This is a genomic window from Rhizobium sp. SAFR-030 (assembly GCF_059415005.1).
The window spans coordinates 20,938-36,165 of the sequence record NZ_JBPFDO010000008.1; the positions used below are offsets into that span (position 1 = coordinate 20,938).

Genomic DNA, 15,228 nt, shown 5'->3' on the forward strand with positions numbered 1-15,228 from the left:
TGTTGACGCGTATCAGGCGTCTTCTCTAGGGGGCGATCATGGATAACGAAAGCAATTCCGGCAAAGTCATCAAAACGTCGGTGGCCGAGCTTACCTCGTCGTTTGGAGTGTCTGAATATGCCGCGGGAGGCGACAAAGGTTTCCTTCTTGAGGTGACCGTAGGCGGCCTACAGGAGATCCTGATATCGTTTTCCAACGGTCGCAACGAGTCACTGCGTTCGACGATGGCCCTCAGCGGCCAACCACCGGAAGTCGTAGAGTTCGAGCCGACCGGCTCTTGGACGATGTACTCCAATAAGATTCTGCATCTCGATCTTAAGGAAGGCATGCATGTCCTAACCTTTTCGTCCCTCAACAATGCGGGTGCAGAGATTGGAGGCATCAGCAACCTCGGCCCCGCGAGCGGCGGCAAGTCCGCTCGCTCTATGTTGACGTCGGCCGCCCTTGCCGGCCTGAACATCGCCGCCGTCGGTGCCGTCGCGCTGGCGCTCAGCCCCAGCATCCAGCATGCAAACGAGGAAAGCCCCGAGGCCTCGCCTGCTATTCCGAATGACAAACCCTCGGCACGGCGTGGCGAAGAGGTTGCAAGCGCGGCAGTTGTGACGCCTGCAGGCGACGCGCCTCAGGCCGATGTAACGGCGGGCATCAATGACGAGGGGATTGTCTCGCCCGATGACAAGGCCGACCTGACAACCGGAACCATCCCTGCGGCGGCGCCGACGGATGCACCGTCCAGCGCGCTTGCCGGCGCAGGCGGACGCAATTTCCGCTTCCTTGGCTCCAGCAGTTCAGCATCGGACACCCGTCAAGGCAACGCGGCGCCGGATTTCGAGACGGCCGCCTTCACACCGTCCGCAGTCTCCCGCTCGGCGCCGGCTATTGGCGATAGCGGGACGCCGGCCAACAATCTGACGCTGGTTTCGGGCGAGCCGGCAGAATTCACCGGCGAGGATGATACGGGAACCGTTCCTCCCGCGCCGGAGACTCCCGCCACGGATGCGGTTGCCGAGAATGAGGTCGAACTGCCTGCCGAGGCCGAGGTCGAATTGCCTGCCGAGAATGACGTCGAGCTCCCGGCGTTTGCGTCCGCGCCGATCCGCATCCAGGCGGAATCCGCCACATTCGGCAATTCCGGCGGCAACGTGACGACCAACCCGGTCATCGTTCACAAGGATACGGCCGCCTCCGGCGACGTTCCGAATGCGGACGCTGCCGATGGCGATGCCTATGTCGATTTCGCGGGCTTCAACAGCAACAATATCGGCAACGGGCAGTACATTGAGTGGAGCTTCTCGGTCGCCGAGGCCGGTTTCTACGATATCGGCGTCGGCTACGCGTTCTTCTCCGCAGGGACCAGCAATCGCCCGATGCGTCTCGACGTGAACGGGCAGCTCTGGGACCGCGTCTTCGATTTCAAGAGCACCGGCGCCAACACGACCTATGCTGAGAGCGGCACGCGGGTCTATCTCCAGGCGGGAGACAACACCATTCGCCTGACGGCAAACGGGTTCTCCGGTCCGAATATCGACTATCTCGAAATCCGCGAAGCCGATCCGAACGTGATTGTCATTCAGGCTGAAAGCCTGGTGGCGCAGGTTGCCGCAAACACCAACGGCGCCATTAACCGGCCGATGACCGGTACGAATACGCCCGCCAGCGAAATCTTCCGCTTCGGTGCCGAGGGCGAATCCTATCTCGACTGGGCGCAGAATACCGCTGCTCAGGTTTCCCTGACCTTCGACGTGCCGGTTTCTGGCAACTATACGGTGGCCGTCACCTATGCCAACGGGGGCACGGCGGACCGCCCGCTCGAGCTCTATAGCGGCTCCGTCGGCGGCACTCTCCTGGCGACCCTGCCATTTGCCGCGACGCGTGCGAATGCGCTTTCCGCGCGGCCGACCGATCTCGCGGATCTCGGCACGTCGATCCAGACGGCACCGAATGGCACCAATGGCGTCGGCCAGGGCTGGGAGGGATGGTCGGTTCAGACCGTGACCGTTCACCTCGAAGCCGGGCAGAATACGCTTGTCCTCAGCAATATCGGTCTCTCCGGCACCGTGACCGGCCCGAACATCGACAAGTTCGTCATCACGCTTGATGAGGCGGATGTGCCGGTAAACACCGCGCCGGTGGCAACCGCTCTGTCTATCGAAGGCACCGAAGATACTCCGGTGCAGATCGATGTCGCGGATCAGATTTCCGATGCCGAAGGCGACGAGCTGACCATCACCGCCACGGTTCCGGCTGAACAAGGAACGGTCAGCGTCGCCGGCACGGTCATCACCTTCACGCCGGCGGCCGATTTCGACGGCAACGCGTCGATCAGCTATACGGTTACCGACGCAGACGGCCTGAGCGGCAGCTCGACCGTCACCGTTGCCCTCGCGTCGGTCAACGATGCGCCGACCATTGCAGGTGTCGTCCCGGCGCAGAATGTCGTCGCAGGCAGCGAGCATGTCATCGACCTGCCGCTCACCACCGACGATGTCGATAACGACGATGTCTCGCTCGTCATCGCCAATGCCGGCGATCTGCCGGCCGGCTTCTCGATCGTCGACGGCAAGCTCGTCGTTGCGGCAAGCGTTATCGCCGGAACCTATTCCGTCGCGGTCGCCGCCGGCGACGGCACTCTCGCCTCGGCACCGGTCGTCGTCAGCGTCGTCGTCGCGGCCGCGCCTGTCGATCCGGAGGAGCCCGGCAATGCGGCGCCCGAAATTTCCAGCGAGGCCGGCTTCATCGTCGATGAAAACACACACGCCATCGGGCAGGTTGTTGCCGCCGATGATGACGACGATGTTCTGCAATACGCGCTGTCCGGCGCGGATGCCGCCAAATTCACGATCGATGAGAACGGCAATGTCTCGCTGATTGCCGCGCCCAATTTCGAAAATCCAGACGATGCGGATGGCGATGGCGTGTATTCGGCAAACGTCACGGTCAGCGACGGCACGACGTCTGCCAGCCAGGACATCACCGTCACGGTCGCTGATGTCAACGAAGCGCCCGTCGCCATCTCGCTTGCCGGAACGGCCACATTCATGGAAGACGTCGCGCAGGGCACCGTGCTCGGCACGGTCAGCGCCACGGATCCCGACGGCGACGCGCTCGTCTATTCGGTCAGCGACGCTCGCTTCAGCATCAACTCGGGCGGCCAGCTCGTCATCGCACAAGGGGCGAGCTTCGACTTCGCCGAGGAGCCGTCCGTAGACGTTGTCGTCAGTGCCTTCGATGGCGAGTTCACCACGACGCAGAGTTTCACCTTCGCTGTCAGCGAAGCACCCGAGGTTCCGGTAGAGCCGGTCGATCCGCAGGGGATCATCTTCACCCAGGCCGGTCTGACGCCTTACAGCAGCCAGGACAGCGGTGCCGGCGGCACGATTTCCGATGGCGGCAATACGCTTAATCTCAACGGCAATTTCTGGAAGCGCGCCTCGATCGGCGAAAGCTATACGATCACCGAGAACACTCAGCTGACGCTGACAGTCACCCTTGGCAGCGTGCTTTCGGAAATCATTGCCATCGGCTTCGACGACGACGAGCTTCCCTTCGAGATGAGCGACAGGTCGATCTACCAGATCGCCGGCAACCAGGGGCAGTCGTCCTTCGTCGACCTGCGCAACGGCTCGAACGGCACGCCGGGGGAGGTGATCACCGTCACCATCGATCTTTCCGCCCATGCCGGCAAGACGATCAGCTCGCTGGTGTTCATCGCCGATGACGACCAGGCCAGCAACGGCATCGGATCGGTCAGCTTCTCTTCCGTTCAGCTGGCTGAGATCGAACCGGATAACACCGCGCCGGGTGTGGTCGGCGGCGGCATTACCGACATGAGCGTCGATGAGCGGGGCACGCTCGAAGTCGACCTGCCTTTCATCGACAGCGATGGCGATGCACTGAGCTATACGCTGGAGGTCACCGACGGACAGGGCAATCCGGCACAAGGGTTCACGGGCCTCGTCTTCGAAGGCGGCGTCCTGTCCGGCCCGATCGCCGCACTGCCCGGCAGCTATACGGTCACTGTCGTTGCGACGGACGGGCGCGGCGGATCCGCCACCAGCGATTTCGTTCTGACGGTCGCCGACATCAATGATGCGCCGGTCGCCGACACGTCCATCCAGTTCGAGCCTATGGAGGCGATGACCGGCGACGAAGTTTCCATCGACATTTCGAGTTACAGCGACGCGTTCTCGGATATCGACGGCGACGCACTGACATTTTCCGTCGAGGGCCTTCCGGCCGGCCTCAGCCTCAACGAGGAAGGCGTCATCGTCGGAACGCCGACCGATCCGGGCGAAGGATTCTTCACCATCGTCGCGACCGATCCGCAGGGCCTGAGCGCCGAAATCCAGATCCCGTACCTCATTGGCGGTGAGGCCGTTGGCGAAGCGAGCTTCGTCGTCGAGGCCGAGGATTTCACCGGCCTTGGCCAGGCGAGCGGCTTCTACGCGTCGGCGGCACCTGCTGCATCCGGCGACCAGCTGATCCGCACCAATGCCAACCAGGCCGGCAGCGTCACCACCGTCCTGTCGCAGAACGGCGTTGCGGATGGTTGGTACACCGTCACCATCACCGTATTCGACGAGACCGACGGCAATGCGCGGTTCACGCTGAAGATCGGCGACACGGTTCTTGCCGACAATCTGAGCTTCAACGACAACGGCACGTTCGACAATCCTTCCGCCACGCGCGGCAATGCCGCACAGGCCGGCAACCTGAAGACCATCACCTTTACCAGCCCGGTCTTCGTCGATGCGGCTACCATCGCGCAGATTTCCGGCCAGTCGGACATCGGCGAGTATCTTCGCATCGACAAGCTGACGCTGACGCCGACCGAGGCGCCGGCACAGCAGGCGCCGGGTGCGATCACGCTGACCGGCGGCACCGTCGATGAAAACGTTGCGGCCCGCGTCGTCGGCACGCTTTCGGCCATCGATCCGGACGGCGACAGTGCGGCTATCGTCTACACGACGACGGACGAGCGGTTTGTCATCGAAGGCGACACGATCCGGCTTGCCGATGGGGTGAGCCTCGATCACGAGGCGGAAGAGACTGTGACCGTCTCCGTCATCGCCACCGACGAGCAGGGCTTTACCACCACGACGGAACTGGCGATCAGCGTCGGTGATGTGAACGAAGCGCCGGAACTCGGCGAAGGTGCCGATATCGCCGATGTCGTGCTTGAAGCGAGCGAGGGGACGACGATCGATCTCGCCGCGGTGCTCGGCGCGACCGATCCCGATGCCGGCGACAGCGTCGGCTATGTCGCGACGCTCGCAAACGGGTCGGTCCTGCCGACCGGAATCAGCCTTGCCGGTGGGGTGCTGACCGTTGCGGCAACGGTTGCCGCCGGCACCTACGCGATCTCGGTTGCGGCCAGCGACGGCGAGTTGTCGAGCGAAGCGGTGACCTTCTCGGTCACTGTCGGCGAACCGGTCGTGCTGGTTCCCTTCTCGACCACCATCCAGGCCGAAACCGGCACGATCACCTCCTTCGACAACGGCTCGAACGCGACGATCACCACCATCCGCGATCCGAGCAACCAGGAATCCGCCGGTACCGTGGGCCTCGTCAATGGCCTGCGTCCGGGCTTCTCCGGGACGGGCTATGTCGATTACGGCGACACGGCGGGCGACCGCCTGAACTACACTGTAGAGGTGCCTGCAGACGGGACCTACACGTTCAACATCCGCTACGCCAGCAACAGCGCTCGCCCGCTCAATCTCGTCGTGAATGGCGGAACGGCACAAGCTCTGCCCTTCGTGGCTACCGGAAGCAACACCTCCGGCCCGAACGAAGGCTTCAACAACTGGTCCGTCCAGACGGTAACGGTCACGCTGCAGGCAGGCGCCAACACGTTCTCGCTGGCCATTCCGGCCGGCGCAACAACCGGCCCGAATATCGACTCGATCGAGATCACCGGCAACGTTCCCTCGACCGGCGACACGTCCGCCGATGCCGACGAGATCCCGCTGTTCCTCAGCGGGCCGCAGGGGCCTCTGAGCGGCGGCGGGGCCGCTTCCATCAACTTCAACCTCGCCGGTGTCGATAGCGACATAGTCAAGGTCGAAATGAGCTTCGACGGCGGCGCGACCCGCGTCACCGTCAATCCGGATGCCGACGGCGACTATACCGTCGACGGCTCGGCGCTGGCATCGGGCAGCTATACCGCCATCGCCTATGTCACGGATGCCGTCGGCAACGTGGCGCAGTCGCAGATGAACTTCACGATTGCCGGACCGGTCGTCGTGGCGCCGTTCACAATCCAGGCGGAAGATGCGACGCAGGTCACGGTAAACGATACGGGAGCAGGCGACAGCGACACCTCGTTCACCCGCGAGGTCAACGCCACGCGCCTCGATGCGACAGGCAATTACCGCGCAGGTGCGAATGGCGGTGCCTATATCGACTTCGGCTCCAATCCGGGCGATGCGATCACCTTCAACGTGGATGCGCCGGTAGCCGGCACTTACCTCGTGACGTTCCGCTATGCCAATGGCGCGACGACGGATCGTCCGCTTGTCCTGGCTGTCAATGGAACGGCCGAGGGCTCTATTTCCTTCATCCCCGGGCCGGTCACCGGCACCGGCTCCGCCGCGACGGGCTGGACGTCCTGGGTCGAAACGAGCGTGGAGGTCACGCTGACGGCAGGCGAAAATACCATTCGCCTCGCCATGCCGGCAGGCGCGACAGGCGGCCCGAATATCGATCAGGCGACGTTTGTGTATATCGACGGTGAAGGCCCGCAGAATCCGTCCGAGCCCTTCTCTGTCACGATCGAGGGCGAGACCTTCACCATCACCGATATCGAGGCGAATGCCTCGACGCCGGCCGATACCGTCTATCGCACGCCGACCAACAAGGAGCCGAACGCGAATACCGGCAATAGCGGTCCGGGCCAGACCTTCGACAGCGACGGCCTGCGGCCCGGCTACGAAGGCGCCGGCTATCTCGACATGGGCAACGACGTCGGCGACAAGGCCGGCTTCAATGTCACCGTCGAGGAGGCGGGCACCTATCAGTTGACCATCCGCTACGCCAATGGCGGCGCGACGGATCGTCCGATGATCCTGTCCATCGGCGGTGTCACGCAGACGGTCTCGTTGAATTCCACCATACCGGTCGGCGGCACAGCCGACCAGGGCTGGGCGAATTGGGTGGAGGTGACTTACGATGTCCAGCTGTCGGCGGGCGTCAACGCCATCTCGCTGGCGAACACGCTCACCAACGGCCCGAATATCGACAATGTCACCATCAGCCGCGACGGCGATGAGGGGCCGGTGGAAACCCGCGAGCTCATCCGTTTCGAGCCGGTGGTGAAGATCAACTTCGAACCGGCGCCGGGCCAGACAACGCAGGGCTTGCCGGGCGGCTATCAAACGCCGACGGGCTATCTCGCCGATACGGGTGCAGCCTATGGCAATCGTGGCAACGGCTTCAGCTACGGCTGGGTGACCGAGGCCAGCGTTGCCGATGGTACCGCCAACGGCACGATTGCCTCGGCGCAGCCGGCCAACGCCCATTGGTACAAGGACACGGTGTCCGGCGCATCCAGCCTGCAGAAAACCTATGCGCATTTCGAATATCCGGGCGCGGGTGCTGCCGGCGCGCGGGCCTGGGAGATGGCGCTGGAAAACGGCACCTATCAGGTTACGATGTCGATCGGGGATACGGCCGGTGCCTTCGATTCCGATTACATCATCAACCTTGAAGGCGTGAACGTCATGCCGGAATGGACGCCGGCAAACCCGATCAACGGCAGTCAGAACGGCGGCGGCTTCCGCTCGACGCTCGTGACCGCTGTTGTGACGGTCACCGACGGCAAGCTGACCATGGACTCGATCGGCGGCGTCAACACCGAAATCCAGTATCTGGAAATCGAAAGGGTTCCGGACCTGACGCCGGGCGACGGCCGCAGCGCGGACAAGGATTTCTCCTTCTTCGTCGCTCCAGTTGCTGCCTCCCTCGAAGACGGACAGGTGTCGATCGCCATCGGGCCGGACGGCTCATTGCCGACGGACATCGATCCGACCTCAACCTTCGTTGTCGGCATCAATTTGCAGGCGGACGGAAACCGCGGTCCCAACATTGCCTATACGGACAATATCAAGCTGATCGAAACTCTGACCGGGATCGAGGTTCCTGTTTCCATCCAGATCAGCGGCGGCGCCGATACGCTCAACATCCGGCCGCTTCAGGACCTGAAAGAAAACACCAGCTATACGCTGAAGGTTCAGGACGTGATGGACCTCGGTTCGATCACGGATCCGAATGGCTCGCTGAAGCAGTTCCAGGATCTGACGACCACGTTCGTCACGGGTACGGCGCCGGTAGACGTTCCGCGCGAGGTCGCCTTCTCTACGGATGTCATCCTCGACGGTTTCGCGGATGGTGCCTTCGGTTACACGACGGTCGAGTTCGGCCCTGACGGAAAGCTCTATGTCGCGACGATTACCGGCGAAATCCATCGCTGGGACGTCAATCCCAACGGCACGATCGACAAGGCCTCGCAGGAGACGCTGTCGCTCAGCTATCTCGACGCCGGTAACGGTGAACGGCGCGGCATCGTCGGCTTCGTTTTCGATCCGGAAGATCCGAACACGATCTGGATCTCCGACAATGCCCCGATCCCACGCGAATCAAAGGCCTTCGACACGCCCGAGTTCTCCGGTCGGGTCAGCAAGATCACGCTTAGCGAAGTCTTCGAGAACTCGACGGCGGAAGCCTATATCAACGGTCTGCCCCGCTCCGGCGGCGACCACCTGACGAACAGCCTCGAATTCCGTCGCAACCCGGATTACACGACGACCAACGGCGAGCCGGAATATCTTCTCTATCTCAGCCAGGGGTCCAACTCGGCGGCCGGCGCTGCGGACGGCGCCTGGGGCAATCGTCCCGAGCGTCTGCTCAATGCGGCGATCCTCGAGATCGATCCGACACGGGACGCACCGGCAAACGGTTTCAACGTACAGACCGAGCCTAGCCAGGCTGAAAACCCAAGTTATCAGTCGCCGGCGAACCAGTTCAATGTCGATGGCAGCTATCCGGGGATGTACAATCCCTATGCGGACGACGCCGTTTTGAAGATCTACGCCACAGGCGTGCGCAATGCCTATGATCTGGTCTGGCATTCGAACGGCAATCTCTACGTACCGACCAACGGCACGGCCTCGGGCGGCAAGACGCCGACCGATCCGACCCAGCCCGGCCTCGATACGACGATCGCAAACTCGCCGAAGCAGTACGACTACTTCTTCACCATCGACGAAGGCGGCTATTACGGCCATCCGAACGTGCTGCGTGACCAGTATATCCTCAACGGCGGCAATCCGACCGGCGGTCGGGATCCCAACGAAGTCGTCGGCGGCAATGACGGCAATGCCAGCACCGACGGCTATCAGACCGGCGTCCAGCCGGACGCCGATTACGATCTCGATGGCATCTACAACCTCGGCTACAACCAGTCGCCGAACGGTGCGATCGAATATACGGGCGGCGCCTTCGGTTCCAACCTCAAGGGGGCCGTGCTGTTCGCCCAGTTCTCGACAGGCGACAACGTCCGCTACATCCGGGTGGATGCACAGGGCAACATCATCGATGACGACGTCCTGCGCCGCCCCGACGGTTCGGTGATCGACGATTATATCGACCCGCTCGATATCATTGAAAATCCGGCGACCGGCCAGCTTTACCTGATGACGCTCAACCGCAGCACAGGTGCCAGCCAGCTGATCCTGCTTACCCCAGCGCCAGGTGGCGTCACGCAGGATCTGACGGCCGACGAGGGCAATGACCTTGCCCTCGTCGCGCTCGACGTCAGCGATCCCGAGGCTGCGGTCTTCCGCATCGACGGCCTCGACAGCGACATCACGGCGATCCGCATCTCGTTCAACGGCGGGCCGAAGCAGACGATCACGCTCAATGCGCAGAAGCAGTTCACCATCGATACCGGAACGACATCGGGCACGGTGACGGCGAGCATCGAAGTGACCGACGACGCGCTCAACACCAAGACCGTCTCGCTCAGCTTCGTGCCGGGCGAAGAGCCATCCGGCGAGGACTTCGTCCTGCTCACCACGATCCAGGCGGAAGATCGGACGCCGAATGACGGAACATCCGTGGTCGTGCCGACCGGCACGGCACCGCAGATCCAGATCCGCGATGCTTCCAATATCGAGCCCGGCAATGTCGCGGGCACGGTGAACGGGTTGCGTCCCGGCGCTTTCGGGACTGACGGCAACACAAACAGCAATGACGGCATACCCGGCGGTTATGCTGATTTCGGCTCGACCAATGCCGACTTCATCAGCTTCAACTTCTCGGTGCCTGCCGATCAGGCGGGCAATGCGATCCTGCGCTTCCGTTACGCCAATGGCGGCACGACGGACAGGCCGCTGCAGCTCGAGATCAACGGGACGATCGTCAAGGTCCAGTCCTTCGCGCCGACCCCGGTCACCGACGGCTCCGATCCGTGGAACAACTGGCAGACGATCGAGATCCCGGTCGTCCTGACCGGTGGGGCGACCACCGTCACCCTGCGCTCGGTCGCCAGCACCGGTCCGAATATCGACCAGCTGGAAGTGCTGGTGGCAAGCGAAGGCAATTCCATCCCGAACGACGGCGAAATGGTCGTCGACGGCACGACCTACGTCAAATACGAGGCGGAAAACGCCGATCTCGGCGGGGCCGCGGTCGTCACCGAGAACCGCGGCCAGTCCGGCGGCGCCTTCGTCGACTATGTCGGCACGGCCGACCAGTCGGTCAGCTGGACAGTCTCGACGGCGACGAGCGGAAGCTACGGCCTCGACATCCTCTACGCGCTCGCCTCGACCAAGGCGGCACGGCCAATGGTTCTGTCGGTCAATGGTGTCGTCGTCCAGACGCTGCCGTTTGCACCGAACTCGAACGCGGCCGAGACGGCCTGGGGTCCCCAATCCGTCACGCTAGACCTGTCCGCAGGCACCAACGTGATCACACTGACGGCGCCTGGGGGCAACGGTCCGAATATCGACTATCTGCGCGTGACGAAGGATGCAGTTTCGGTGTTCGAACCGGATCATGCCGACATCAACGGTAGCGGCCGCATCGAGCTCGAAGCGACGGATGGCTCTGCCAATACCGTCAATGGAAGCACGGTGGACTTCTACTTCAGCGTCACAGCGGACGGCACCTACAAGCTGGATGTCGCCGCAAATGCCAGTGCCGCCAACGGGCAATCCCTGACGTGGTTCCTGAATGGTGTCGAAGTCGACATCAGCGCCTTCCCTGGCGCGGGAACGGCAGGCGAGGCGTCGATCTATCTGGCGCTCGAAGCCGGCGAAGACTACCAGCTGCGCATCGTATCCAACGCGCCCGGCGCCAACGGTCTCGACTATCTCGACATCCAGCCGGCACCCGGCAATCCGAATGCGGATATCGCGATCCAGAGCCTCGACGCCGCCTATTTCGACGACCGGCTGCATTTCTCCTACCTGGAGAATCCGGACGCCGTCGAACCAGGCGCACCGCGCGACTTCAAGGATACCGGTACGGTGCGGCTGAGCAATACCGGCACCGAGCCGCTGACCATCAGCGACTACCAGTTGACCGGACCGTTCGTGTTGCAGAACCCGAATGCGCTCAACGGCGTGTCGATCGCACCCGGCTCCTTCCTCGACGTCACGGTCGTGTTCAACCGTGCGGCCTATACGCCGCCGACCACCAATGTCGACGCGACCTCGACCGTCTTCGAAGGCCAGCTGAAAATCATCACCAATGATCAGGACAGCCCGGTCGCCACCGTCAAGCTTGCCGGCTTCTGGCAGGCGCGTGACGAAGGAGGCCAGGAGCCGAATGTCAACGAGATCTGGAAGATCTTCGGCTTCGGCAATGTCATCGAAGGCCTCCGGCTGCAGGGCGGCGGCGAAGACTCGGTGCTCTCCACCGACGACGTCTTCGCCAAGACGGATGAAACGGAGATTCTGTCGCCGTATTGGAAACTCGCGGACGGTGTGACCTCGGCAAAGATCACCCATATCGCGGCTTTCCACGGCACTGGCGGCGCCACAATCGGCATCCACAACCCGGGCAACAAGGGCAGTGGCATCACCTTCTGGAACCACGAAGGCAACGACAACCAGCGCCTTCTGCCGAATGCCGGCAACGACAACACCTTCGCCACCCGCACCTTTACCAACAGCGATGTGCCGGACGGCTGGGCGGGCAACGACATCTTCGGGATTACGGTTGCGGGTCTTTCGACCGATCCGCGTCTGAACCCGACAGGCGGCGTCATCATACCCGGTGCCCAGCAGGGCCATACGGTCAAGGTGTTCCAGGCGCTCGACGCCAATGGCAACGTGATCCCGAATGTCTATCTCGGCATCATGGACTATACCGGCATCAACTACGACTATAACGACAACCTCTTCGTCATCGAGGGCGTCCAGCCGGTCGGCTTCGGTGCGGATATGGTGATCGCCGGCCTCGACGACGCCGCAGCGGACGACCGCCTGGTCTTCACCAATATCGACCAGCCTGCAAATGCCGCACAGACGTTCCGCAACGAAGCCACATTCACCATCACCAACGACGGCTTCACTGCGCTGACGCTGACGAGCCTCGTCCTGTCCGATACCGCCGCCTTCGAGTTTGTCGGGACCGTCCCGACGAGCGTTGCAGCCGGCGCCTCGGTTCAGGTCACGGTGCGGTTCAAGGGCACCCATGCCGGCAACGGTGCCGGCGCGGATCTCTACAAGGCAACGCTGACGATCAACTCCAACGACTATGATGGAGCCCAGGTCATCCAGCTCGCCGGTCTCGCCCAGGAATTCTCGGAGAACAATTCCGAGCCGACCGTGGCGCAGATCGTCGAAGCCTTCGGCTACACGACGAACATGGCCCAGGGCCAGCTTGCCAATGGCGGCCGGGTGGAAACCGTCGGCGACGAAGTGCTGATGCCTTACCTGGAGAAGCTCGATCCCGCGAAAGGTATCGAAGTAATCCAGATGGCAGCCTTCCTGCAGCAGGGCAACGTCGCCCGGCTGGGCTATCACCAGCTCGCAACGAGCGCGGTCACCAACCTGTTTGCCAACGACGACCAGCAAAGCCAGACGGTTCTGCCCGATCAGCTGGTCACCGGAACCGGTGCCGGCGCGACCGTCGCCCGCGGCGTCATCAACCAGAACACGCCGTTCGGCCTGTTCATCCTGGTCGATGGCCGCCCGACCTATGCGTCCTGGAGCGATCCGGAAGCCAACAAGATCGATCCGAACTTCGGCCAGCTTGTCGGCAACGAGCAGGGGCATCTGATCCGGTTCTTCGAAGCGCTCGATGCCGACGGCAACGTCATTCCCGGTACCTATATCGCCATCCAGGATTATCCCGGTGCCGGCAATTACGACTACAACGACCACATGTTCATCATCAAGAACGTCAAGCCGCATGTGCTGACGGCCGCCAACGACGCCAATGGCGACGGCATCAACGATGCCCTGCAGCTTGACGCGGACAATGACGGAACGGTCAATTTCTTCGATACTACCACGCCACCCCCGACCGGTCCGCAGACGCCCTATGGCGGAACGGCTCCGACCTTCGTCAACGGCGTGCTGACCATCGACGCCACCAATTTCGACAATGGCGGCCAGGGGATTTCCTGGAACGACAATGCCGGCCTCGACAATCCGACAAGCAACTCGACCTTCCGTCCGGGACGGGATGTCGAACTGGTCGGGTCGGGCCTCGACATCGGCCATGTGAAGCCGGGCGAGTGGGTGGAATACACGATCAACGTCCAGACCGCCGGGACCTATACGTTCTCGGCCAATGCCAAGACCCCCGTGAGCGGCGCCACGATCGGCGTCTCGCTCAACGGCCAGACGCAGCTCGGCACGGTCACGCTGGCCGACGGTCATGCGGGTGGATCGAATTTCGGGAATGCGGCCTTTGCAGACAGCGCACCGATCTCGATCAACCTTGCTGCCGGCGTACAGACGCTGCGGCTGACCTTTAACGGTCCGCTCGCGTCGAATGGTTACGTCCTCGATCTTGCGTCGTTCAAGCTGACGGCGCCGGTCAATCAGCAGACGCCTTACCCGGGAACTGCGCCGACCTTCACCAACGGCGTGCTGACCGTCGATGCCAGCAATTTCGACAATGGCGGCCAGGGGATTTCCTGGAACGACAATGCCGGCCTCGACAACCCGATCGAAAATCCGGGCTTCCGTCCCGGCCGCGGGGTGGAATTGGTCGGACCGGGCCTCGACATCGGCTATGTCAAGCCGGGCGAATGGGTGGAATACACGATCAACGTGGCAACGGCCGGGACCTATACATTCTCGGCCAATGCCAAGACACCGGTGATCGGCGCCACGATCGGCGTCTCGCTCAACGGCCAGACGCAGCTCGGCACGGTCACGCTGGCAGACGGTCATGCGGGCGGATCGAACTTCGCGAATGCGGCCTTCGCCCAGAGCGCGCCGATCTCGTTTGCTCTCGACGCCGGCGTGCAGACATTGCGGCTCACCTTCAACGGTCCGCTCGCCTCCAACGGATATGTGCTGGATCTCGCATCCTTCACGCTGACGGCGCCGGCCGGACAGCAGCCCTTCGGTGGTGTGGCGCCGGTTCTCGGTGACGCTGCACTGGTGGTCGATGCCATCGATTATGACGAAGGCGGGCAGGGCGTTGCCTATAACGACGCAGCCGGCCTCCAGGGCGGCACGAACGGTGGTCGCAGCGGATCCTCGGTCGAGGTCACGACAAGTGGGGATGTCGGCTGGATCGGCAATGGCGAGTGGCTGGAATACACGATCAGCGTCACCGAGGCCGGGGCCTACGACTTCAACCTGTCGCTGGCTCTGGGCGAGGCGGGTGGCTCCAATCGCAGCGTCACGGCAACGTTCTCCAACGGTAGCGCCGTCGATACGATCACGGTGGCGACACCGAGAACGGGCACCTGGTCGAACTTCCAGGACACGGAGACGACCACCGTCAATCTCGATGCCGGCACGACGGTCGTCCGTCTCACCTTCAACGGCGGCTCGCAGGACTTCTCGTCCTTCACGCTCGAACCGGCCTCCGCGTCTGCCATGACGCTGATGAGCCTGGGCCTGGATGCGGATACCGACGCATCCGGCATCGAGGAGACACCGCCGGCGCCGGATGTCGCGCAGTTCGACGCGACGCCGCTCGACGAGCCCGAACAGAACCATCTGCACGGATACGACATCGTCATCTGATGCGACCGAC

At 62.8% G+C, this 15,228-nt stretch carries 1 protein-coding gene; it reads left to right on the plus strand.

The window, feature by feature from the left end; all coding sequences use genetic code 11:
* Window positions 1-326: 326 nt before the first annotated feature.
* The gene (locus ACR65N_RS20970; protein ID WP_440458591.1) at window positions 327-15,218 is read left to right on the plus strand and encodes a carbohydrate-binding protein; all 14,892 of its coding nucleotides are present in this window, start codon (window positions 327-329) and stop codon (window positions 15,216-15,218) included.
* Window positions 15,219-15,228 lie beyond the last annotated feature (10 nt).

Excerpts from the sequence above, each read along its gene's own strand:
- ACR65N_RS20970 (WP_440458591.1), top strand. The coding sequence starts at position 327 with ATGCATGTCCTAACCTTTTCGTCCCTCAACAATGCGGGTGCAGAGATT.